The following is a 24024-nucleotide window of genomic DNA, read 5'->3' as shown; positions in this document are numbered from 1 at the left end:
AAACGACAAAGAGATTTTTATTTATATATGTTGATAATATCAAGCAGAAACGATCGCTTTATAAAATAGCGTTTTTAAAAACGTTTTACGTTTTCTAAAAAATTCTTGAGTAGGAGTGTTATTTACGTTATTTTCTTCAAACAATTGTCTAGTTTCGGTAACTAACCAATGATCACCTAGTCCTGACTTTTCTAGGTATTTAAACGCTTCACTAAAAGGTTGATTAGATTTACTCATATTAAGACTGCCAGGTAAGGGAAACATATTACCTAAACCATTGACTATGATTTTTCTGTCTTCGTTGTCGAAGTATTTTGATTGGTTGTGTTCTGGAATATTATTTGGTTCCATATGATCTAAATGAAGTTTTTCTACTTCACTATCGCTTAATGTTTTCTTGAACTCGTTTTGTTCGATTTTTATTGAGCTAGATTTTATTAGTCTGGCAAATAGTATGCAAATTTTCACATCACTCTTATTATAAAGCCAATTTTCTAACCATGAGTCTAACTCAGATTCCAACCGTTTTGTGATGAAATCAGATTCAAGGAAGTTGATACTTTTTGATTCGATATAGTTGTTTTTTATTAAAACTACAGCATATTCTCGCGGAGTTTCTGCTGAAGGAGCTTGCATAACTAATTGCCAAATTCGTTTAGAAAGTTTGTGTATCTCAATATGAGAGGTACTATCTTTAATTAATTCACTGAAAAACTTATTTACTAGCTTAGGTTCAAAATTATGAGATATGTTTATTTCTATATATTTAAAAATGACGTTGGTCAACCCGACTAAAACACCATATTGCCCCAATGCTGCAAGTAGATGGACTAGTTTTTCTGTGTCTGTATTATTTATTGAATATTCAGATTTTAAGGCTCTTTTATTTTTACTCTTATGCCATATATCAAACGCGTGTACAAAATTTGTTGCAGCCTCGAGCGTATTGAAGTCTTTTAAAAAATCGGAATCTCCATATCTATTTCTAGAATTCAAGTAACTCGTTATTTTAATTCTGTTTTTTTCACTAGATTGCAATAGATAGTCAGTTTCACCTGAATAGAAAGACGAAAAAATGTAAGTAATTAAAGGTTTGTGAGCCTGTTTTATCCCATCAGGAAAGATAAGTTCTCCCCATTGCTCTTCTCTGCTTTCTATTATTTTGTCAATGTGGGATTCTGATTTATTTTTATTAGAAAGGCAGTATTTTTTGTAAAATTGATTTTTTATTAGATCAAGATCGTCTAAAGATAAAGCTCGATCATTTAGTACTTCAAATAATGTGTATGCATCATTTACACTGCCTGTTTGAATTACACAAAAATTAACTTCCTTCATGAACTTTTCAATTGTCTTTATTGTGTTTATTGCTTTGAGAAGAGGTTCGTCTTCACTACTTCCACTGATTTTCGTGAAATGATCGAATATCGCTTTAATCGAGTTCATGTATTGAGTGACTATAAGACTGTTATCAACTTCAATAAATTCAAGCGTTTGTTCATTCTGGCTGTCAAGTTTAATTAAACAGTTGGTTAGAGCTGTTTTAAGCTGAATATTAAAAGCACTTCTGTCATATGAAAGTTTTATGTTTTTTTCATCAAAAGAATTGATTAAAAGTGTTTTGTATTCATATTTATAATTTGATTTCCCTTCAGGTGAAGTAGGTAGATGAATGCTATTTAGGAATAATTTAAGTAATTGTTCTTGTATTTCAGCTTCATTATTAACGCTCTTTGCATCTTCAAAGCTATCAATTTTTTCTAATATGTTCTCTTTCAGTTCTTCAAAGGTTTCTTTGTCGAACTCACCGTACAGGTATGTCGCGCTAATCAGCAAGCTATCGAGTAAGCCTGATACTCTCGACCTTCTGTACAAAAGTGCCTCTCTAATAGCTAAGCGTGTAATTAAATAGCATACAAAGTTAATTAGGAATACTGTCGTATATCTTTGTTGGCCATCAATTAACTGATGAATTATGCCACTATCTTTTTTTACAGTAACAATTGAACCTGTAAAATAACTGCCTCGCTCCTCGTTTAACCAATCATTAATAAGTGTATTAATGTATTCTGGTGGCCAACGATAAGGTCTTTGGTAATGAGGGATGCTAACTAAAGCTCTATCGGTACCCTCTTCAGTGCCAAACGTTATATTATAGTAGTTTGTTATTTTTGCTTCTTTTAATTCCATATCTTCTCTCTAAGCCTTAATACTTCACTTTTTCTACCTGGAACATAGATTTCCAATTCGTCATTTGCATATAACTTTAGATACGAGTAAAAATTCTCTTGAAGGTCTTTCACTTCTTTCCTATAAGGTGCAGGATCATCTGTAAGTGCATCGTGCAGTAAACGTATGACTTGCCCGAAGCCCAAATCCCTATCACTTTTGTTTTCTATAATTTGTTTTATCAGCCACCTATACGCTTTGCTTTTTTTAAAGAGTGTAGAGGCTACTTCAAAATCTTCTCTGATATTTTCTATCTGTGCAAATGGTAAGGATGGATTAACTTCATATTCGTTAGCAAAAGATCCAGGTGGACTTAGCGGAAAATCTGAAACGAAAAGATCTTTAGATAGTGAGATAATTTTTTCTGGCCACTCCATTTGATGTTCTGAACTATTCATTAATTCGATATTTGAAAGGTACTCTTCCATATTATCAATTGTTTGATCGGTTAATTCAACGGCAGAGGTAACGATCTTATTGATAAAAGCTTTCGAAGTTTCGCAAGCGGTTATTTTGTTACAGGACTCTAGATTACTAATATCAACAAGTGCTAGGCCTTTACCTGTAAGGTTTGCACTACCATTAAAAATGATGTCTTCATCTATCTGATAAATTTTGGCATGGAGATTTGTAAGGGCTTTAACGGTGTAGCCATTGTTTACGCAATCACGTAACGCATTTAAATCGCTAGAGCCTTTGATAAAATCGAGAGGTGAGAAGCGTCCAACTAATTGTACGACTGGTTTGTTATCTGTCATTAATGAGCTCAACCAGCGAGTTGCTGGCTGAGTCATAAAAGCAGAAATAATCGTCAATCTGTTGCAATGAGGAAGTAGCGCTTCTAATTCTGCTTTAAGTTCACTATTAGAAATAAGACCCGACATCAAAAATCATCCATACTTTCATCAGAGGGTTCTTCTAAAAACTCGCTAATCACCAAACCCCATTCACGTCTCACAGAGTTTAAGTATGCCAACCGTTTATCATCAGTTGTTTCATTCATTACACGCGCAAAGCCAGCAATTGTTGTTTGCATTACTTCGAGTTCGTCGGGGCCAAGTTTACTTACCAGCTTTTTGTAAAATATGTGGTTAGTATTAAATAAAACGAGTGTTAAGCCTTTGCTCGTTGATACGTCAAAGAAGGCTTCAGAATCACGTGCCACATCCTCAATTAGGAAACGGTTTCCTGTAAGAATTAGACGTTCAGCTTTTTCTTCGGCTTCTTCTTCACTCATACCACCCACAGTTTTTAGGTGATCGATAACGTCTTTTTTATTTAACTCTTTTGGTGGTTCTTCTTTTGATTTATGTCCATGGGTATCGCGATTAGCAGATCCCTGAGTGGCTTTCGAGGCTGCACCTTCTGAAATAGTTTTAGGTTCCTCACCTTTAACCGCTTTACCTTCAACGTTTATTGTTTCTAATGATTTAGTTAGTGTTGTTACATGCTTTTTAATAACAGCGACGACTTTAAGGACTTGTAGTAGAGGATCTGAGTTTTCCTCAAGATCACGTAAATATTCTTGCTCTGTATCAAAACCGGCTTGTGTGGATATACTTTTTATTTCGTAAGGTATTAATCGAATTGCATCTTGTTTATTGTTAGTGACACCAAAGACGGCATCTAATGTCGGTGGGAAAGAGACTTCTATACCAATAAACCGTCCTTTACTTTCTCTCAGAGCGGAAGTTAAGAAAGAGTCTCGCAAAACTAACTCTCTATTCGCTCTAACAATTGAAACGCCGACATTCTTGCCACAGTGTTTTCCCCATTGAGTACCGCCTAATCTTCCGATTGTCTCTTTAAGAATTCTATTAGCAATGGTCTTTTTAACCATTGAAGTAGTCACAGTTACATCGTCTCGCTTAGGTTCCCCATTTTCATCAATATATTCGACAGAAATGACTTCCTCATCCATTTTTTCAAAAAATGCTTCACCCTTATAGTTTCCTGGAAGCTCAGGTAATGAAGTGTTCTTTTTAAGATACATGGGGTCATTAGCTTTAAATGTTTCACGGTCATAAACATCTAGCCTGTCCAGATCTGACTTACGGTAAGTGATGCTTTCGATTTTAATATTATCGTCACTGATAAAGTTGCGATACATTCTGCCCACTAAAAGTTCACAATGACGATAGATAGACTTACCTGTCTTCCAGCTGAGTCTATCAAGTTTTGACCAAATTATTAGCGTTCCAGATTCTGGCCTTTTCGTAAAAAAGGCTTTTTCATATTTTGTAGGAATAGGCATGGCGACAGGATTAGGAACTTCTTCAAGCTGTCCACTTTTCATCTCATCGACATCTAGGTAGGTATAGTGGGGTTCACTACCGTTTTGCCAACTCCAAACTTCAACACGTCTGCACTGAGATATAGATGAGTTTGGTAAACCCATACCAAATTTACCCATACCCTTTATATCTTTTCTGTGTGTTCCACCGCCAAACTGCATAGCAATACGAAGGGTGTTTGTATCCATCCCAATACCATTATCCCATAGTGAAATTTCGGATACGGTATAGTTCTTTTTCGCGGCTAATTGTTCTTCGATGAAGCCTACTTCAACACGAGTAGCTGTGGCCTGTAAACTATTATCAATTAGTTCAGCAAGTGCGTAGGCAGTATTGGTGTAGCCGTTATCCCGTAATGATTCAATAACGGTCTCAGCACTTAAAAATCGGTTACTCATTATTTTATGTCCTTTTCTGCCCACATGTCGTTCCAATAACCGAATGCGAGACTGATGCTCTGAAATTCTGGTATGTTGTCCATCACGGTATAAATATTACACTCTCGGTTACCGCCACTCTTATAACCGCGCATTGCACGACCTGCCATTTGTAAATATTGCACTAATGAGTTCATGGGCTTGGCAATAACCGTGACATTAGTTTTAGGAGCATCAAAACCAGCTGTTAAAACGTTAAAATTAACAAGAACTTGTATTTCACCGTTTTTATATTGTGCGATTTTTGCTCTTCTGCTCTCATGATTATCGTTTTTGCTATCAATAGAGGCTGCTTTAATTCCTTGGTAGGAAAGTGCTGTTGCGAGGTTAATTCCATGCTCAACAGTACATGCGAATACGATTATTTGAGAGTTTTGGTTACATTCATCAATAATGGTTTTTATAATCTTACGATTTCGTTCTACATTACTGGCTAAGGCTTTCATAGTCTCTACGCCTCCTGCATCCCTAAGTTCATAAGCGGAAATCTGGGAATGATCATAATTGAGCGATTTAAAATTAGCTTTAGCAAGGTAACCTTGCTCTACTAAGTAATCGATTGGAGAAAGATAACCAGATATTCGCATTGATACTTTATTGTTGTAGAAAAACTGTGCAAGCTTCGCATCCTCTTCAGACAATCCTATTGTTGAATAGCTACGGCCCGGTGTTGCAGTGAGTCCGACTAGATCTGCATGGAACGATTTATTAGCGATAAAGTCTTGTACCACTTCTTGAAATTTAGGTGCAACTGCCTTGTGTGCTTCGTCAAAAATAACCAAAGTGACTTTGTCTGCCAGTTCTTTGTAAAGTAACTGTAATTGTCTAGAGTCTGTTTTTTTTATGCTTAAAAACTTGTGCAGACCTGCAACAATAAAACCAGAGTCAATACCACTTAAGCTCTCATTAGAGTTTGAATAAAAACCGTATACGGATGTAGGGCGGTTGCCAACTGATTTCCATGCTTTAGTAAACTCATCATAGGCTTGGGTACATAGTTCCTCACGATCAGCTAACCAAAGAACAACATTGGTAGAGGATGCTCTCAAATGTTCACAAGCAATATTCATTGCAGTACGAGTTTTACCAGCTCCGGTTGGTAAGTGAATTAAAACTCTTTCTTTTTTATTGTTTAGGTTACTAAAAACTTGTTGACTGATGTCTTGTTGGTAAGGATAAAGCCCATAACTTGGTTCGATATGAGCAAGACTTTGAAACTCGGTGTTTTGTGCTAGTTGATTTTCATAGAGCTTAGATAAACCGATGACAGCAGCAAACTGCTCGAGATTTTCTTCAGACCAACTGATGATCGCATCATAGTGACTAGGCGTTACTTGGCTTGGTTGAAGGTTAAAGCTTGGGAATAATTCAACGATTTGCTGGTGGCTTAGTCGCTCAATAAGCTTAGTGCGTAATAGTTTTTCAAAAATAAACTCGACCTGTTTAACACTTGCAACGACTCGTGCTAAATGATTTTTATTGAAAGAACTACGCTCTATATCCTTGTTGTAATCATCAATTTCAAGTGTAAAGTTTATGGCGTTTGAGGGGATAAATTCTAGTAGTTCATCTTCAGAAAAATTTGACAGTATTTCAGTAAGCATTTTCATCCCTTAAAATTTGCGATAGGTGTACGATAGTGCAATTAAAAATGAATAGTTAATGTGATCATGACTTACTCGCGAAACTAATTGCCATTAGATTCAATAGATTACCCCACCACACAAATACCTGTAATGTTCTTAAGGTCTTAGCTGCATATCGAGCACAATCGTCCGCCAATACTTAAATTGACTATGGCTCACAGAGAAAGAAAAAACGATTGTGCGTTTTGAGTGTAAAAGCCGACAGATACAGATATAAGTTCAACTGAATTAGGTCCATATTGTAACTTTCTCATCTTTACTGCTCAACAGGTTGCACTCTAACTGTGAGCTATCTTATGAAATAAGCAGACACCTTAGATATATTCACTATTTTTCGATGAGTTGTAATTTGTCTGGGTGATTAAGCGCTTTGGTTACGGCCGAAATGAACTTGGTGAGTGTTGTTGGTAAGGCACTGAACGCGTCTTTGTGTAAGTAGATTGCCTCTAGTAGCTGTTTACCGATTTTGATTTGCGCCACTATTGCGCCACTAACTGTGAAAATTGTTCTGCATCCATACCATCACCTGAAATACATGTTTGCGGAAAGTATAAAGCATTCAGATAGTATTGAGTGATATGTTACGTTGACCTTTTTGATTTTAAATGCATCTTGTTTTTTAATTGTGGTTATAAGAATAATTAATCACTAATTAATATTATTAATTTCACTTATTCCACAGAGGGCTTTACTCTGCACTTCTGCTTCAATTTGAATGAGAAAGAAAAATATGACAGCGATTACTGATTTAGAGGTTTTACTGCAATCCATGTCACCCGAGTTGGTGGGCGGAAGTTATGTTTTTTGTACTGTGCAAGGGGCATTAGCCGATTATTTGCATTTAGAACCCGTGGCGACATTTCAAGAGCGTGAAGGGCTGACCTTGGTCGTTGAGCAGCAAAAAGCCGTTGCGGCGCAGCTCGATTTTGAATCGGTATTCAACTTAATTACGCTGACGGTTCATTCAAGTTTAGAGGCGGTGGGTTTAACGGCCGCTTTTGCAACTAAGCTAGCTTCGTATGGCATCAGCGCTAATGTGATAGCGGGTTATTATCATGACCATATTTTTGTGCAACAAGAGAAGGCAGAAAAGGCGATGGCAGCACTCAAAGAGTTCGCACAATAACGATTTCCTTGCTACCTGCAACTTCAAGTTGTTTGGTGATAAATATTCAAACTAGCATAGTTTGATGCAACCAATCGGTTAAGTGTAGAGGATAAGTGTATGAGTAATATGGTAATGAAAGTGAAGACGGCGTCTGGTCGGCAAGTGACCTATCACCGGAATTTAACGGCGCTGCGCCAGTCGTTTGACCAAGCTGGGATTCGTTACCAGTTGATTGAGACGAAAGTGGTTGCGGTTCGTTCTCCTCGCTGAATGAGTTAGCGTACGTCAGTCAATTTTTATTCAGGGATGATTGAATGTGTCAAAAGGGGAGTGGTGATGCGTTTGTTGAATATGCAGTTTTGTTTCCAAAATTGAGAAACATATTTTCGAGAATAAGCGTGTATTGATAAGAGTCTTTTCTAGGATTTATACCGAATGCCGTGATATTATCCTGCGCCCAACGGCTAAGTGGTGGGTTTATAAACCACTACTGGCCTTATTAGTAGCAGATAGTTTCATTGTTGTGGATGATGATTCTATGTAAAAAGAGACCGTATTTTGCTTGATATATTACGCGAAGTATTAGGATGGACATCTGTCGCATTCTATATATCACTCACTATTTTTAATTCGATGAAGTTTACTCGCTATGCTGCATTTGCTTCGGCTGCGAATGACATTGCTTGGTCAATTTTGATGGGCTGGTGGCCTAAAGTCATCCTTAACCTGTCGGTTGGTGCCATTAACGCATATCGATATGTGAAAGATTTTACTAACACCAGCAAAATGGTGATCAATTCTGCTGCGGCTTTGATGGCGAGCGGTATTCTTTATATTGCTTATGTGGCCGTAAGCTGCTTTATCAATAACCCCACACTTGCTGAAGCCTTGCAGTTTGGCGATCTCGCGTTAATTTTGTTGGCACTGTATATGACTGACCTGAAAAGGTTCCGTTTGCTCATGTTCTTATCGGGGTTTGTTGGTATGGCTGCCTATTTCGGTAACCCACAAATGATGATTATCAAAGCGTTGGTTATTGGCATTATGGCTTACAAGCTTTTCCGCGCCGATAAATGCACGACAGTCGCTACCCATCAGCAACAAACGAATGCATAACTGCGGGTGTGTAAACTGACCTCCGCACTTGTACAAGAGAAACATCAGGGTGGCGTCCTAAGTTGAGATTGGCGCGCTTTCTATTTATTGAGCGATAGTCATTGAGTTGCGATTGTTTAGAGCCACCTGGCAAAATCATCAATTTCTTACTTCAAAAGGAACTGAACCCGCGTCCATGTATTCCTAAATCATTAAAAAACACTAGCTTGTTATAGCAATTCAATCTAAAGCAAGAGCGCTGATACTGAGCATTTTACCCATCCTCACCATCTATCAATAGCGATTTTAACGCATCGGGAGAAGAGGGGAGCAGTCCGACTTTTAAGCCAAATGGTTTGAGTTGCCAATAGGCGACATCGTGCCAAACTTGAGCAAAACATAGTCTTGTTCGTTTGAACTAAGGTCTTCAATATCTAGGAGTTTAACCCAGTACCGTCTACTAGCGCCGCTAGGCATAATATCGTCTAGAAACTTTAACCATCCAGGTTTACCCATGTCATTAAAAAAGAATGAGACAGGGTGGTTTAGTGAAACAGCGTGAAAGTCATCTTTATCGTGATGCTCTAGCGCATAGTCGCTGAGGTAGTTGAGTTCAGTTACTCGGAAATTATGTTGGCTACTTTTAGGGAACGAGATAATACCAATATCTATCCATTCACCTTTGATAAAAGCTTGTACGGTTAGTTCTTCCATCGACAACACCCTACTTATCAATGAGTAAAGTTTTACTCTTAAAGTCATTTTCTTTCAAGTTGTGAGTAAATTGTTACTCATAATCTGTAAGTCAAAAGTTTTGATAAGCAGAATGGATGATTTCAGCGATGAAAGCTGCGATAGGAAGTGGGGCGTTAATAGTTTGTACAGTGATGCAAGTTGTTCGTAATAAATGAACAGTTACCTTGAATGAACAAAGTGGTTGAGGTGAGCTGTGGCAGTGTTACGAGGAATGTTACGAAGTGACAGAGATTAAGTGAATCTCGATGAGACTCCCTGAACCACTTAAAGCTAGATATGACAAGGGTTTAGAAAAGAAAAAAGACGCCCTAGGACGTCTTTAAACTATGATTTGGTGGGCTGGCGTAAGTTGATCTTGTTTTTTAAATTATTGTTTATATTAAAATTGTATTGATTTGATTTTTAATGGTGTACCTTTTAGTGTACCCATAAATTGTTGCTAGTTACCCATGGGCACTTCTGTCTCATTTATCTTTTTAGTTTTTATCCATGCTTATGGGCCCTGATAAAGCAGTAGCGTAAATGACTTAAAGCCAGTTTGCACCTAATCAAAAACTATTCAGACATATGTCATCTTCTTGCAACTAACTAACCTGAGAGGTGTGAATATGCCAGAGAACTACATTCGTTTGATCCGCTTTCGAGAAGTGCTAACTATGACTGGTTTGTCTCGCTCTAGTTTGTACCGCTTTATTGAAGAAAACCAGTTCCCGACCCAAGTTCAATTGGGTGGTCGTGCTGTAGCTTGGGTAGAAGGCGAGGTGCAGGAGTGGATTGCTCAACGGATCTCTAATCATCGAGTGAACTAATAAAATCTATTTTTATAATCCTTAAGCCTGCTTTCATTAATGAAGGCAGGCTTAACAATGGGGGAATTATAATCCCTTGGATTAATATTTAGATTTATTTATTTGTTCAATAGCGACTCAATGAGTTGGCTTTTTGTTAATTTTGAATCAGCGCATAACTTATTAATCTTTTTCTCTATTTCTTTATCTACTCGTAAATTTATTGATTTCTTATTTTTTACACTAAGCCTATACTTTTGTTGAGACCAAGATCTTTTCATTTTTTCTAAGAAGTAATCTTTGCTTCCAATTTCTGGTATGAAATAATTCTCTTGCCATAAGTCGAGAAGACTTAAGCATGAGTAATACTTATAATCAATATCTTCGTTATTTTTTATAAACCAAAGCTCTATGTTTGATTTTTTTAAGTATTCTATGATCCAGTTAATTTGAACTGTGTTTTTTTTATCTATCCAAGAGTAGTTGTCGTCTTTAATTGCCATGCTCCATAAGTATTTTAATCGGTCCATTTCTCTGATGGCGGAATCTTTGTTTATCGATAAAAAATATAGAAGTAAATGCTCATATATTAAATTGAAATCATGTATTATATTAGGGTTGAAATGGTCTAGTATAGACTTAGTGTTTTTATGAATGTATTTTTCTATTATCATTTCAATGAAGTTTATTTCATGATCTTCTGGAGGGAACATTAAACGATCATATTTATTGTCTAATGTTAAAAGTATGCAAAACAAATATAAACACTGCCTTTTATTGTCTTTTTTTATCCATTCTATATCAGAGGATAATATTGTTTTTTTTGTCTTTCAATTTTTAAAAAATCATTGATTGTATCTATTGTAGGACTTATACCACAACCGGTAGGGCAAAGTTGAGTATTCCTTGTTCCATATGATATATCAATTATATCTCTTTCTATTGAGGATATTTTAGATGATATCGCGTAATTATCATCGTAAATACTAAATATTTTTTTGTTAAATTTATATTCGCTGGTGTCTTTTAAATTTAACGATAGATGATATGCGACTAACTCAAATGTGTCTTTTGAAATTAAATCATATATATCATTTTCTAAATTAATTAGTGGGTTTTCCATTTTAATTTCCTTTGTTTTCATGTCAATTCTTTGTCTTTTTTTTGATTGTTTGTTGTCAGTTTGATGACTTTTTTAAGTTGATTTTGTGTAGGTTTATTGTCGATCTTTTTGTAGTTCAATTCTATGCTCTTAGGGAATTTGTGCGATGAGATGGTCATTTTCTGGTGCTATGAGACTTTCTTCGTTGATTTTTGACGTTGCGGTAATGTTTTTCCAGAGTGGCAGAGCGTGATATTCTCTCTAGACTAGCATTGGTACAGAAGGCGGGTAGCTAAAGTAATTAGTTCGATTATGTTGGTATAGTAATATAGGTCTAGTAAGCACCTTAAAAATAACAAGGTAGTTATCTTCTATGAACAAGTTAATCATAGAGGTGACTAATGAAACGTTTAATTCAAAATTCAAACCTGACTCTTTTCTATGGCGAGAGATTTTTCTCTAATCCTGTCATTAAAGAACATGGTCCATTATGCAAGGAATATTTGATTGCTATTAAGGATGTTTTAGATGTTTCTTTGGCTGAATATAATCGAGTTTACGTGCAGAGAATTGATCTTAGATATCCTGGTTATTATGAGAATTATAATTGTGGCGATATTTCTAGGTTTTTTTCTTCGTTAAAGGAAAAAATAAAATATGACTTAAAAACAAAGAATAAAATTGGTAAATGTAATTTAAGATACGTTTGGGTAAGGGAGCAACTAAGTTCAGAAAATCCTCATTATCATGTGGCATTATTTCTTAATAAAGATGTTTACTTTTGTTTGGGGGATGTTACTAAGGATAGTGGTAATTTGTCTTCAATGATAAAAGAGGCGTGGGCAAGTGCTTTAGGTATTAATTACTTTGAGGTGAGAAGTAGTGTGCATTTCCCAAGTAACTCTACTTATTACATTCATAAGGGGAAAGATTCTCATCAAGAGGAATACCGACAGTGTTTTTATCGCTTAAGCTACTTGGCTAAAGTTAATACGAAAGTCTATTCGAATGGATTAAAAAACATCTCGACTAGTCGAAAATAAAAAAAGAGGCGAGCCTCTTTTTAATGGTTACATTTAAAACCCAAATGTATATCGTAAACCACCGAAAAATAGACCAGCGACAGAGCCTACGACTTTACCTAAGATCTCGCCTGGTTTTCCGAAAATAGATCCGATATCGGAGCCAATAGATGCGCCTTGTAAAGTTGTTTCTACAATGGCTTCCCAAAGGCTTAAGGTGGTTTTTTTATTGTAGTCGCTGGCATCGTTATCTTTCCAATTATCTGCATCATTGGAAATGGTACGATTTGCCAGCATTACTCGTTTATTGTTTGGTAGTATTTCGACAATGGTATAAAGCAATTTTGATAGGTTGTAAGGCCTCTGGCGATTGACTCCATCACTGTAGCCCGCCACAAAGTAAAGAGTCTTCACATTTATCTGTGTGGCTTTATGTATACGTCTTGCTATCGAGTTTTGTTGTTTCTCCAGAAATGCCTTAGCCTTGTCCGTTGGTAGATTGTCGCTGTAGTTCCATGACTCAGGTCCTTTTAATGCAACGTCGGCTTGATTCACCGCAACGATGAGCCGTTTTTCGGCTTCATCGCCTAATTGCGGGATAACAATGTCATTGATGAGTCTCAATGGTGTTCCCAGATCGCGAGAGCCGCCATCAAGTATCACGAGAACTAAATCAATGACCAACTGACCATGGTCATCTCGTTTGTTGAGAAGCTGTTTAATGGCCTGTACGTGTTTTTTATCCTCATCGATCCCATCTCCAAGCCCTGGAGTGTCCCATAGCACGAGATTATTTAAGTGGTAACACTGAACAGATTCCGTGTGCGGATCACTATCGATGCCGACTTGAGCAACCGCCATGTCAAATAGAGCGTTGATGGTTGAGCTTTTTCCTGCGCCTGTCGCACCCGTGATCAGAATATTCAGTGATGCTTTGCGAAGGAAAGATAAGTTACTGAGCAACTTATCTTTCGTGGTTGAATCTAACGAGTTGTGAAGAATGTTATTTTCTAGAGTCGAGAATAAATCATTGGTTTTCATTGTTGTGGATCCTCTTTCAATGTTGAGATGATGAACTGGGAAAGCGCGAAGCCCCAGAACACGGTGATTATCTTTATGAACCTGTCGGTTTTCTTGATGGGGGTAACTAAGGAGCCGAGGTTAATGAAATATCATCAAAGGCTTCCGTTGCGACATAGGCGAGAAAGTTACTCTCCCATAACTGGTAGAGCTCTCGAGCATCACGGTTACCTACGATAGGATTCCATCCGTGATAGGCGGTGAAGAAATCCCCACGCTGGAAATCAAAATCTAAGCAGCGTTCTAGCTCAGGAAAGTGGTTGCCGACATAAGCAAAATCCGTGATGTATTCAATGCTCCATTGGCCATCACTAGACTGACTCAGTGCAATTTCTACCGGATGAAAACCGCCATCTTCGGCACTGTAAGAACTGTCTCGAAAGTTCATGACAACCTCTTTGCTGGTGGCCTGAACTTCACTTTTTGCTTGATGTTCAGAAAGTATGTTAGCGAGTAGGGCATGAAACGGTGTGGAAATCGGAAGATAGGTGGGTTTGAACAAAATGTTAGACATGGTTATGCCTCCTACAAAAATAAGATTCGATTAAGAAGAATCGCCTTGGGTTAGCGAATCATGGTGAGTTGAATATCTTGCAACGCTTGTTTGGCAAGGTGGCGCTCAAATGCGGCGCACCAGCTATAAAACAGGTCTAGCACTGCTGGTTGAGCTAAATCAGCAGAACCGGCATCAGGCTGGTAACACCAACGGTTAGCAAGGTGAAAGTAGAGCTCGACATCCAACGAGTCATGCCTGTCATTCTGATAAGAAAAACTGGCGATAAACGCGATGGACCACAGGGACTCGTTGTTTTCTCTCTTGAACTGTATTTCGACCGGATGTAGGCCCTGGCGAGAGCGGTAATAGTTTGGATCTCGACAGTTGAGGACTATTCGCTCTGCCTCTTGTGGGATGTCAAAGCGGCGAAGTATCGCGCTCAGCGCATGACAAAAGCTGTCAGCTAACTGGATCGTTTGATAGCTTTCCACAATCATAGCCAGCCCCTTTCTGCAAATGACACACTGCTTTTGCCAACGACCACATGGTCCAGCACACGAATATCTACCAGTGATAAGGCGTCTTTTAAGCGCTGAGTAATACGCCTATCGGCTTGTGAAGGATCCGGATCGCCAGAGGGATGGTTATGGGCAAAGATCACCGCTGCTGCGTTAACGTTTAGTGCCTCCTTTAGTACCTCTCTTGGGAAGACACTGGCAGCGTCGACCGTACCGCGAAATAGCTCCTTAAATTCAATTAGCCGATGTTGGTTATCCAAAAACAGTACGGCAAACATTTCGTGCTCATATCCAGCAAGTTTACAGCGCAAGTATTCCGTAGTGTTTTCCGTACGTGCAAAGGTTTCACCGCGCACATAACGCTGTTCAAGGATCTCTGCTGCTTCTTCCAGTACTTGATGCTCATAAGCTCGTTGCGAGAGTAGATAGCGCTGGCGAGGGAAATGAGTCATAGCCTGCTCCTTAATAATAGTGGGAAGGTTCACAGTGATGACATATATCTAAATTGGCTTTGAATATAGGTAAGGGGCTGATTTAACTATTTTTTACAGAGTCAGTTCATCCCATGGGACAACAAGACATAGGAGAACATCCCATGAGATTTTTAAAGCTAAAAGAAGTAATGAAAAAGACCGCGCTAAGCCGTTCAGCAATTTACCGCAAAATGAATGATGGCGAGTTTCCACAGTCGGTGAGCTTGGGAGAAAGGGCTATTGCCTGGGTGGAAAGCGAAGTGGATGAGTGGATGGACTCTTGTCTTAAACAACGATGATGGCGTGATTATACTGCGTCATTTACTATAGCTGAGAGTGTAAGGTGCCTGATTTGTAAATGTGAGTTCTGGTTTGAAACGGTTGATGAGAAATAAGCTGATAACATTATTTGATATGCTATCAGCTTTAATAAGTTAAGCTGTCCTTAGTTTTGCGATAAGGTCAGCTTCTGTTTTAGTAATGTGATAGGTAGACGAAGAATTCGCATATTTGAATTATCCGTTTCAACTATGGCAATCGCGTTTTCCGAATCCAATTGATAAATATCAGAATATGCCGATGCACCATTAACAAGTTGAATTGGTCCTTTCCATGTCACCCCTTCATCGAAGCTAAACCATAAGCCTAGATTTTGCCTGCCATTGCTCCCTGCAGGATTTCCTTGTGGGTTAGTAAAGAGTAAAAAATGGCTACCGTCACTTTGCTCGAATCGAGTAATAGAAGCATCAACGGTACCAGTACTGATATTGCTAAAGACGTTAGCGTTGTTAGCCTCAAGTAGGCTCCACGTGATTCCGCCATCTTTACTCAAAAATTGCTGGCGTGGGCCATAGTTCAGACCATTAACGATCTGGTTAAAATCAAGGCGTGCAGTGAGGAGTAGATCACCGTTTTGGAGTTCAACCATATCAGCTTCACTAGGTTCGAGAGTTTCTAGGATACTCGAACTCTTCCAGCGAAAGGGGATAGGGAGTGTTGAACCGGTTTGCCAGTTTGAACCGCCATCATCACTGTAAATAGACATGACGTTCAAGAAGAAACGATCAAGTACAATGGCTGGATAGATCAAGCGGCCGTTTTGACTACCACTGATATTTTGTTGTCGAGTAAGGATGATGCCATGACCAGGTCCTGGGTTGACGCTGGCATTTCCATACAAACTCATGGTGTTGCCAGTTTTAATTTTTGTCCAACCAAGCTTTTCAAGATCTTTCTCTACTTCAGGTGTTTGCTGTGCCAAATAGAAAGCATCAAACTCTACGAGGTTTTGGCCTTGCTGTGTGAGAGTAATGTTTTGCACATGCAGCCTGCCGTCAATTTGGGCATCCGCATTACCAAACTGAATGTTGTTCTCCTGCGACACTTGACCAGCCCAAATTGTGATTTGCTGACCATCAACGAATAACGTTGTGGTGCGGTGTAACGCCGAATATTGAAGTTCGTAGTCATGGAAAGAGTGTACCTTCGCGCGTTCGGATTGCAGGATAATTGGATCACTAACACCATTTAGATTAGCGACCAGACTGCCTGATTCATCAATACTCAGTGTGAAAGCATATTTTCGGCTACCATCGGCGACTTGTATCTGGTTTGCTGCACCATCAACAATTCGGATCTTAGCGTTTGATTGCCAGTCTTGCTGGCTATTTAGGCTGGTATTTCGGCGATACAGCTCGGAACCACCCCAACCTGCGATCTGGAAACTGCGTTCTTTAACCTGATCGGTAACATCGATAGGCGCTCGCCAGTTCCCTGACGAAACATCATAGACGCTGTAAAAAATACCATTTGGCATCCATGGTTTTATTCGATCTCCGTTTTGAGCGGCATCGGTCGGCCATCGAGCATAAGAGACAAGTACCGTGTTGGTGGAAGGATCATATATAGGCCGAGGATCCGAGAAATCAAACTCATCACTGACATTGATTTGTTCAGTGAGGTTGAGCTCGGCATCCCAAGTTATTCCGCCATCTCGTGAGGTACGAGTGATAATGTCATTGGTATTACTCAGAGCACCGGGATCTCCACTGCCCACACGTTTCTCTGCAAATGCGGTTACCATCCCTGGTGTTACGCTACTTGCTACAATGGATGGTATACGGTCTGGGCCTCTGAAGATAACGTCGCCTTGAATTTCAAACTTAATATCACGATAGGCTGCGACACCATCCGTACTTGATGAGCCATTTCCCCATACAATCATATTTTGTTTTGATACAGTTGGCTGGATGTTGTCACGAATGAGTTTGTTATCAAAATAAAAGCTAGCGGATGGGTTACTTCCTGGATGGAATACCAATTCAAATTTATGGTATTCCGTTGCTGCAGCGCCAGTGGCCAAAACAGTACGCCCAGTTTGCCCTTCAAATTCAACAACCAAGTTACCACTAGTGTCTGATGAAATGATAGGTAAGACACGATGAGTGCCGTTGGCATAATAGTTTGTGATCATTCCACCACTGAGCACTTTCATTTCTGTCGTCATCCGCCAACCGAAACTTGATGCCTGGGCCTGTTGATTAGTAGAGAGAGAATATGTCCATTGAGCTCTCCCCCCATTACCTTGCACCAACCAAGCGGACATTCCATCTGTATTGATTAAAACGCCACTGCCATTATTCGTGTTGTCTTGCATCCATCCCTGTTTGGCAGGGCTGTCAAACTCAGTATCACCCGTTGCGTTATAGTCAAAAAGTGCTGCGTTTGAGCTTGTCGCCATACCGAACATAGCAAGCATTAAAGCGGTTTTCTTTACGTTTTTGAAACGCATATCTACTCCCTTTATATTAGAATCTGTTTCCTTGTGAATCGATACGCTTCTCTGTTGTGAAGTCATCTTGATTGACAAGTCTCCATCGAATGTAAGGCTTGGAAATGTTCACATCTCCAGTTGTAGATTCTCATTAAAAAATATTTTCTTCATTAACGGTGATCGAAAAAAAATAATTTCCACAAATGTTTTTGTGTGTTGTTTAATCGATGAGACATCAACACGTTGCGGTTCTGTTCGTACTTAGATGTTTGTAGTTGGGTTAGAGAAGGCTACTGAAGTCGGAATAGAAGTGACGAAAGTGCAGTTAATGCCTAAAGGTATATAGATTTTTGGGGAGAGCTATTCCAATTATCTCTGCTGAACATTGGAATAGTGAACGATCTGGTTAATAACGGATAGGCATGTATGATCGATAGCTCAGTTGTAGAGCACGCCTTCACTGACTACAGCCAAACTTTCATATTTGGAGTTTAATACAGTAGCGGCGGCGCGATAATTGGGTTTTAGTTGCCCTAAATCATCACAATGGATTGCTTGAGCCGGATAAGACGAGGCCATTCTTAGTGCTTCATCTTCCGCGATTCCCCAACGAATGACATTGGCAACCGATTCATCCATCCCGATGTGTGCTCCCGCAAGATTGCCTCTGCTATTAACCAGTTTATTATCGATGACGCGAATGGTTTCCCCATCCAGTTCAAACTGGTTAGTCACACTACCAAGGCTAGCCATGGCATCGGTAACAATAAGAAGTTTGTCTTTAGGTTTGATTCGCTTAGCGAGTAAAAAGCTTTGTGGATGCATATGAATTCCATCAGTTATGACCGAACACCAAGCATGATCGGTATTCAATGCTGTGCCGACAACTCCGGGTTCACGACTCTCAAAAGGCGACATGGCATTAAATAAGTGGGTAAATCCATCAATGAGAGCTAACTTCTCAGTGGTTAATTGGGCTGTAGTGGCATTACTGTGACCACACGAGAGAGTAACATGATGATCCTTTAACCACTTTAGAGAATCGATGGAGAGGTTTTCAGCCGCGACCGTTACAAGAACTTTGCCTTTGGTTGGCCAGTGAAACTGTGAAAGTTGTTCGGGTGTCGGGGAATAAAACAGATCTGAGTTATGAGCGCCTTTCTTTTCTGGGTTTAACCAAGGGCCTTCTAAGTGAATACCCAATACACCCGAGACTTGATTTTCGATTGCAGCTTGAATGGCATCAAGTGAATGGTTGATGTGTTCCGGTGTTGCACTGATTAAGGTTGGAAGCAGATAGGCGGTTCCGTGAGTTCTGTGCGCTCGGCAGATCGAATCGATACCCGCAAGAGTCATGTCATTATTGAACATGACATCGCCACCACCATTAACTTGTAAGTCAATAAATCCTGTAGCGATTAATGCGTCATCAAAATGTTGATGTTCAATATCCACCGTTAGAGACTCAATAGGAACAATGGAGTGAATGCGTGAGCCTTCCCAAATCATTGCCGCATTCTCATAATACTGAACACCATCAAAAAGCCGTGTAGCTGAAATTGCCTTTAATGTCATTGTTTACTCCTTAAACTGAAATGCTGCTCCGAGTAGGCAAGCATCATAATCGCCATGAGCAGGAGTAACAGGGACGTGAAATACAGACGGTCTAGATTGAATAGCCTTGTTGAGGCGTCCAAGGTAGCCTCCAGCTAGGCCTATTCCACCGCCTAAAACAATCATATCCAGATCTAAGCATGCTTTAAGATTACAGCACAATGTGGCTACTGCTTGTACACTTCTATTGATGATCGCTTCTGCTCTTGGGTTGAAAGCTGCTTGTTGAAATAACTCAATATTGCTCATTGCCTCGATAAAAATGGCTTCGCTTTCTTTTTGAATCGCGTTACCTGAAGCTATGGACTCAACACAACCTCGCTGACCACATCCGCATAATGGGCCTTCAATAGCGACCGACATGTGACCTATGTGTCCCGCTAACCCGCTGTTTCCTTTGTGCAGCTTGCCACCAATGATGATTCCACCGCCAACACCAGTGGAAACCGTAATAAAAGCCATATTTAAGGTAGGATCTTTTAACTGAACAAATTCAAACCACGCTGCTGCTTGGGCATCATTAAGAATTGATACCGGTTTATTAGTGAGTTGCTCTAGCGTTTTAGCTAATGGAAAAGGTACAGGGAAATTAAGAGTTTCTGGATTTATAGATGTGATACCTTCTGGCGTTACATAACCCGTCGTTGAAACACCTACATAATTGATAGAAGGGATCCATTCAGTGACTTTTTCGAGGATCGCCTGAACAAACTCAATGACGTCTTGTACCACAGGGGTTGCCATTTGGTAACGCTGAATAATTATATCATCTTCTACAATCGCTAATGCTATTTTTGTTCCGCCGATATCGATGGCTAGTGTGTGCATTTCCTTTCTCCCGCTGCTTGGGTTGCATTATTAAACCATTGAGTCACTACTTCCAACCGAGTTAGTGCAGAACCAACCGTTACGGCAACCGCACCAGACTCAATCGCTTTCGCTGCTAACTCAGGCGTATTGTATCGACCTTCCGCCATGGTAAAAAAACCTGCTTCAGAAAACGCTTTCACAAGTTGGAAATCTGGAACTGTGGGCTCAATATCTCCGACATAACCTGACAGTGTTGAGCTAATAATTTCAACACCTTGTGAATTAGCCCATAATCCATCCTCGAATGTGGAGCAATCGGCCATCGCAAAACATCCAGTGTTTTTTATGGCTTGCGCAATACATTCTCGGCTTTCAGGACGTGTTCTATTGGTGGCATCAAAAGCAATGACCGTTGCGCCAGCATTCGCTAAGCCATCAACATCTGATACAAAAGGAGTGATTCGAACTGGGCTATCAGGCAAATCACGTTTAACGATACCTATAATCGGAATTGTCACTGCGGCGGATACAGCAGCGACATTATTCACACCTTCAATGCGTAGCGCCTTTGCTCCGGTTTGTTCGACGGCGATCGCCATTGCCACAATGAAATCTATTTTATCGAGTGGGCTGCCTGTTACAGGTTGTATGGAAACGACAGTTTGGCCGTTTAAAAATAGCTTTAACTCTTCGATGTTCAAAAAATTCTTTCTCACGACGGGCCTCATTTTTCTTGTCTAAAAACGTTTTTGATTCCTGGCTTGATGAACAAAAGGGCTCTGGTAACCAAATTTTGTTCGCCATCACACTTTGGGAAAAGGTGGTTTGAAAATAATCTCCACTGCAATGATAATTCATAACGAATATTTTTTTCAAACTAAATAAAATTTTTTTTTGAAAATGGTGAGACAAGGCGTAACAGGGCAGAACAAAGGGAAAAATATGAAAACCATTAACAAGATTACTATCGGATTACTTACTTTGAGTATCGCTGCTTCTGTGAACGCGGCGACGACTTTAAAGATGGGTATGCAAGCCTCTGTGGGGTCTGTGGAGTATTACTCTGCAAAGATGCTCGCTGATACGTTAGAAGAAATGAGCCAAGGAGAGATCAAACTTGCTTTGTATCCAAGCGCCCAGCTTGGTGATGATCGTGCCATGCTTCAGCAATTGACGCTGGGGGATCTCGATATGACTTATGCTGAGTTTGGTCGCATGGGTCTTTGGATCCCACGAGCAGAAGCGGTCATGCTCCCTTATGTTGCGAAAGATTTTTACCATTTACGCCGTATGTTTGACTCTGATTTCGGATTAGGTATTCGTGAAGAGATGTTGACTAAGTTTAACTGGCGAGCGCTGGATACTTGGTATAACGGTACGCGTGAAACAACTTCTAACCGCCCACTTAACTCAATTGAAGACTTTAAAGGTCTGAAATTGCGTGTACCTAATGCAAAACCTAATCTGAACTATGCGAAGCTTTCCGGAGCGTCACCGACGCCTATGGCTTTCTCAGAAGTTTACCTAGCACTTCAAACTAACGCTGTAGATGGACAAGAAAATCCCCTACCAACGATCAAAACAATGAAGTTCTACGAAGTGCAAAAGAACTTGGCGATGACAAACCATATAGTGAACGACCAGATGGTAATTATTGCCGATGCAACTTGGCAGAAACTGTCTGACGAAGAGAAAGAACTGGTTCAAAAAGCTGTGAAGAAAGCGGGTGATGCGCATACTGCATCTGTGAAAAAGCAAGAAGAAGAACTGGTTTCATTCTTCCAAAGCGAAGGTGTAACCGTGACTTACCCAGATCTGGCTCCGTTCCGTGAAGCGATGCAACCCCTTTACAAAGAGTTTGAAAGCAAAATTGGCCAACCTATCGTTGAGAAACTTGCTGCAATGTAAATGGATTGATTAGTCTATGTCTCAATGTTTTAGCTGGCCTTGTTTGGCCAGCTATGGAGTTCAAGATGTTACGTAAGATTGTCAATAATATAGAAGAAATTATCACAGTACCTTTGATGGCCTCTCTGCTAGTTGTATTAACTTGGCAGATCGGTACTCGCTGGTTGCTGAATGATCCTTCCTTATGGAGTGAAGAGCTCGCTAGAGTTCTCTTTATGTATATGTCGTTAGTCGGGTGCGCAATCGCCATCAAGCGAAGTTCACACGTAAACATTACTTTCTTTTCAGACAAACTACCTGAGAAAGTGCGGTTGTGTCTGGTTTTATCATTGGAACTTGCCGTTCTAGTTTCTATTGCTGCCATCATTTACCTTGGGTATCAGCATGTTCAAAGAAATGCTTTCTTTGAATTGATTACTCTTGGGGTTTCAATCAGTTGGATGAACTACAGTCTGCCATTAGGTGGTGTGTTTATGGTGTTCAGACAACTGGAAAAAATATTCCATATTTTTAAAGAGTTGTGTGGTTGTGCAAAACCTGCATCGATGAATGACTCGCAAATCGCTGAGAGGTAGTGACTATGGTTGGTTCAATTTTTGGCTGGCTAGCTCTGCTATTTGCAGGTATGCCCGTTGGTTTCTCGTTAATTTTTGTCGCTCTTGTATTTTTAGTATTAACCAATAGCACAGGTATTAACTTTGCTGCTCAGCAGATGATCGGTGGTATCGATAACTTCACTTTATTAGCGGTTCCTTTTTTTGTGTTAACCGGACACCTAATGAACAGTGCTGGTATTACGGAACGTATTTTTAATTTCGCCAAGTCTCTTGTTGGTCATATTACGGGTAGTTTGGGCCACGTAAATATTATGGCGAGCTTGTTATTTTCAGGTATGTCCGGCTCAGCATTAGCTGATGCTGGTGGTTTAGGACAACTTGAGATTAAGTCAATGCGTGATGCAAAGTATGACGACGATTTTGCCGGTGGTTTGACGGCTGCATCTTGTATTATTGGTCCTTTAGTTCCCCCTTCAGTTCCTTTGGTTATTTACGGTGTTGTGTCAAATACATCCATCGGCGCCTTATTTTTAGCGGGTGCTATTCCGGGTCTTTTGTGTTGTGTCGCGTTGATGGTAATGAGTTACTTCATCTGTAAAAAGCGTGGGTACATGACGCTGCCAAAAGCGACTCGTCGTGAACAGCTAAAATCTTTTAAAGAAGCATTCTTGTCACTCTTAACGCCTGTGATCATCATCGGTGGTATTTTTTCTGGCAAGTTTACTCCAACAGAAGCCGCGGTAGTGTCATCTCTATATGCTTTATTCTTGGGTCTAGTGGTATATAAACAACTTACTCTAAGCAGCTTGGTCGACATTTTAAAAGAGACGGTAAACACTACGGCAGTTGTAGCGTTAATGGTTATGGGTGTAACCGTATTTGGTTGGATCGTTGCACGTGAGCAGTTGCCACAAATGCTTGCAGATTACTTCTTAACAATCAGCGATAACCCGTTGGTATTGTTACTACTAATCAACTTATTGTTGTTGTTCTTAGGTACCTTTATTGAGTCATTAGCCTTACTTCTACTCTTGGTTCCGTTCTTGGTTCCAGTGGCTGCAGCTGTAGGTATTGACCCGGTTCACTTTGGCGTTATGGCAATTCTTAACCTAATGATTGGCATCCTAACACCGCCTATGGGCATGGCTCTCTATGTTGTTTCACGTGTTGGTGACATTCCATTCCATACATTAACTAGAGGTGTAATGCCGTTGCTAGTGCCTTTGTTTATTGTTTTGGCTCTTGTTGCAATTTTCCCACAATTCACCCTACTACTACCTCAAATGTTCTTAGGTTATGGACAGTAGTTTGGCGACTG

The 24024-nt window shown here is 39.7% G+C and carries 24 protein-coding genes and 3 pseudogenes; 9 read left to right on the top strand and 18 right to left on the bottom strand.

What is annotated here, in order from left to right; genetic code table 11:
- Positions 1-39: 39 nt before the first annotated feature.
- The 5 genes from PL85_RS06695 to PL85_RS06675 form a co-directional block, all read right to left on the bottom strand.
- Positions 40-2190 (bottom strand): GmrSD restriction endonuclease domain-containing protein, encoded by a 2151-nt coding sequence (locus PL85_RS06695; RefSeq protein ID WP_115339578.1) that lies wholly within the window; start codon positions 2188-2190, stop codon positions 40-42.
- The gene (locus tag PL85_RS06690; RefSeq protein ID WP_115339579.1) at positions 2181-3113 is read right to left on the bottom strand and encodes a phospholipase D-like domain-containing protein; all 933 of its coding nucleotides are present in this window, start codon (positions 3111-3113) and stop codon (positions 2181-2183) included. The genes PL85_RS06695 and PL85_RS06690 overlap by 10 nt, the downstream gene beginning before the upstream one ends.
- Positions 3113-4921 carry an ATP-binding protein gene (locus tag PL85_RS06685; protein ID WP_115339580.1) on the bottom strand — a complete coding sequence of 603 codons (1809 nt, stop codon included), beginning with the start codon at positions 4919-4921 and terminating at the stop codon, positions 3113-3115. Before PL85_RS06685 ends, PL85_RS06690 begins: the two co-directional genes overlap by 1 nt.
- Positions 4921-6564, bottom strand: a complete 1644-nt coding sequence (locus tag PL85_RS06680; protein WP_160117738.1) for a DEAD/DEAH box helicase — start codon at positions 6562-6564, stop codon at positions 4921-4923. Before PL85_RS06680 ends, PL85_RS06685 begins: the two co-directional genes overlap by 1 nt.
- Before the next feature lie 369 nt (positions 6565-6933).
- Entirely contained in the window at positions 6934-7086 is a 153-nt protein-coding gene (locus PL85_RS06675; RefSeq protein ID WP_160117739.1) for a hypothetical protein, read from the bottom strand.
- Positions 7087-7336: 250 nt separating this feature from the next.
- On the opposite strand from PL85_RS06675, the gene PL85_RS06670 reads away from it, so the two are divergent.
- The 3 genes from PL85_RS06670 to PL85_RS06660 all read left to right on the top strand — a co-directional run bounded on the left by PL85_RS06670 (position 7337) and on the right by PL85_RS06660 (position 8830).
- Complete coding sequence (locus tag PL85_RS06670) at positions 7337-7732, top strand: ACT domain-containing protein (protein WP_174223821.1); 396 nt, start codon at positions 7337-7339, stop codon at positions 7730-7732.
- Between the two features lie 99 nt (positions 7733-7831).
- On the top strand, positions 7832-7984 hold the full coding sequence (locus PL85_RS06665; protein WP_013857464.1) for a hypothetical protein: 153 nt from the start codon (positions 7832-7834) through the stop codon (positions 7982-7984).
- Positions 7985-8272: 288 nt separating this feature from the next.
- Complete coding sequence (locus tag PL85_RS06660; RefSeq protein ID WP_115339583.1) at positions 8273-8830, top strand: hypothetical protein; 558 nt, start codon at positions 8273-8275, stop codon at positions 8828-8830.
- A 16-nt stretch (positions 8831-8846) separates the two neighbouring features.
- Here PL85_RS06660 and PL85_RS18810 read toward each other — a convergent pair.
- The 3 pseudogenes from PL85_RS18810 to PL85_RS06650 form a co-directional block, all read right to left on the bottom strand.
- Positions 8847-8969 (bottom strand): annotated as a pseudogene (locus PL85_RS18810) (integrase); the annotation flags it as partial.
- Positions 8970-9083: 114 nt separating this feature from the next.
- Positions 9084-9167: pseudogene (locus PL85_RS06655) on the bottom strand (transcriptional regulator); the annotation flags it as partial.
- 2 nt (positions 9168-9169) lie between these two features.
- Positions 9170-9523: pseudogene (locus tag PL85_RS06650) on the bottom strand (hypothetical protein); the annotation flags it as partial.
- Positions 9524-10173: 650 nt separating this feature from the next.
- On the opposite strand from PL85_RS06650, the gene PL85_RS06645 reads away from it, so the two are divergent.
- Positions 10174-10374, top strand: a complete 201-nt coding sequence (locus tag PL85_RS06645) for an AlpA family transcriptional regulator (RefSeq protein ID WP_019281720.1) — start codon at positions 10174-10176, stop codon at positions 10372-10374.
- A gap of 98 nt (positions 10375-10472) precedes the next feature.
- On the opposite strand, the gene PL85_RS06640 is transcribed toward PL85_RS06645, so the two are convergent.
- Together PL85_RS06640 and PL85_RS06635 are read right to left on the bottom strand one after the other, a co-directional pair.
- On the bottom strand, positions 10473-11066 hold the full coding sequence (locus PL85_RS06640; RefSeq protein WP_019281721.1) for a hypothetical protein: 594 nt from the start codon (positions 11064-11066) through the stop codon (positions 10473-10475).
- Between the two features lie 83 nt (positions 11067-11149).
- Positions 11150-11476, bottom strand: coding sequence for a hypothetical protein (locus tag PL85_RS06635; RefSeq protein ID WP_176579841.1), 327 nt, complete (start codon positions 11474-11476; stop codon positions 11150-11152).
- Positions 11477-11856: 380 nt separating this feature from the next.
- On the opposite strand from PL85_RS06635, the gene PL85_RS06630 reads away from it, so the two are divergent.
- Positions 11857-12498, top strand: coding sequence for an inovirus Gp2 family protein (locus PL85_RS06630; protein WP_019281723.1), 642 nt, complete (start codon positions 11857-11859; stop codon positions 12496-12498).
- Between the two features lie 33 nt (positions 12499-12531).
- Here PL85_RS06630 and PL85_RS06625 read toward each other — a convergent pair whose 3' ends face one another.
- From PL85_RS06625 to radC, 4 genes are all read right to left on the bottom strand, one after another.
- Entirely contained in the window at positions 12532-13518 is a 987-nt protein-coding gene (locus PL85_RS06625) for a GTPase family protein (RefSeq protein WP_019281724.1), read from the bottom strand.
- Positions 13519-13624: 106 nt separating this feature from the next.
- Positions 13625-14071, bottom strand: coding sequence for a DUF2787 domain-containing protein (locus PL85_RS06620; protein WP_019281725.1), 447 nt, complete (start codon positions 14069-14071; stop codon positions 13625-13627).
- Positions 14072-14121: 50 nt separating this feature from the next.
- Positions 14122-14550 (bottom strand): DUF2787 domain-containing protein, encoded by a 429-nt coding sequence (locus PL85_RS06615; RefSeq protein WP_019281726.1) that lies wholly within the window; start codon positions 14548-14550, stop codon positions 14122-14124.
- Positions 14547-15023: a RadC family protein gene (gene radC, locus PL85_RS06610; protein ID WP_115339584.1), complete on the bottom strand. Its 477-nt coding sequence runs from the start codon at positions 15021-15023 to the stop codon at positions 14547-14549. The genes PL85_RS06615 and radC overlap by 4 nt, the downstream gene beginning before the upstream one ends.
- Before the next feature lie 143 nt (positions 15024-15166).
- Here radC and PL85_RS06605 point away from each other — a divergent pair, with 143 nt between their 5' ends.
- Positions 15167-15343: an AlpA family transcriptional regulator gene (locus PL85_RS06605; protein ID WP_019281728.1), complete on the top strand. Its 177-nt coding sequence runs from the start codon at positions 15167-15169 to the stop codon at positions 15341-15343.
- Positions 15344-15489: 146 nt separating this feature from the next.
- Here PL85_RS06605 and PL85_RS06600 read toward each other — a convergent pair whose 3' ends face one another.
- From PL85_RS06600 to PL85_RS06585, 4 genes are all read right to left on the bottom strand, one after another.
- A complete protein-coding gene (locus PL85_RS06600; RefSeq protein ID WP_174223822.1) occupies positions 15490-17835 on the bottom strand; it encodes a sialidase family protein in 2346 nt (781 codons plus the stop codon).
- Between the two features lie 420 nt (positions 17836-18255).
- Positions 18256-19392, bottom strand: coding sequence for an N-acetylglucosamine-6-phosphate deacetylase (gene nagA, locus PL85_RS06595; protein WP_115339586.1), 1137 nt, complete (start codon positions 19390-19392; stop codon positions 18256-18258).
- A gap of 3 nt (positions 19393-19395) precedes the next feature.
- A complete protein-coding gene (locus tag PL85_RS06590; RefSeq protein ID WP_019281731.1) occupies positions 19396-20259 on the bottom strand; it encodes an N-acetylmannosamine kinase in 864 nt (287 codons plus the stop codon).
- Positions 20247-20969 carry a putative N-acetylmannosamine-6-phosphate 2-epimerase gene (locus tag PL85_RS06585; protein WP_095661261.1) on the bottom strand — a complete coding sequence of 241 codons (723 nt, stop codon included), beginning with the start codon at positions 20967-20969 and terminating at the stop codon, positions 20247-20249. The genes PL85_RS06590 and PL85_RS06585 overlap by 13 nt, the downstream gene beginning before the upstream one ends.
- 214 nt (positions 20970-21183) lie before the next feature.
- Between PL85_RS06585 and PL85_RS06580 the strand changes: the two genes are divergently transcribed.
- From PL85_RS06580 to siaM, 3 genes are all read left to right on the top strand, one after another.
- Entirely contained in the window at positions 21184-22149 is a 966-nt protein-coding gene (locus PL85_RS06580) for a sialic acid TRAP transporter substrate-binding protein SiaP (protein WP_019281732.1), read from the top strand.
- A gap of 65 nt (positions 22150-22214) precedes the next feature.
- On the top strand, positions 22215-22724 hold the full coding sequence (locus tag PL85_RS06575) for a TRAP transporter small permease (protein WP_019281733.1): 510 nt from the start codon (positions 22215-22217) through the stop codon (positions 22722-22724).
- 5 nt (positions 22725-22729) lie between these two features.
- Positions 22730-24013, top strand: coding sequence for a sialic acid TRAP transporter large permease SiaM (gene siaM, locus PL85_RS06570; protein ID WP_020327936.1), 1284 nt, complete (start codon positions 22730-22732; stop codon positions 24011-24013).
- The last annotated feature ends 11 nt before the right edge of the window (positions 24014-24024 follow it).

Source organism: Vibrio anguillarum, assembly GCF_001989995.2.
Taxonomy (GTDB): Bacteria; Pseudomonadota; Gammaproteobacteria; order Enterobacterales; family Vibrionaceae; genus Vibrio; species Vibrio anguillarum.
Note: the sequence above shows the minus strand (reverse complement) of the source record. Positions and strands in the feature narration are given on the sequence as shown.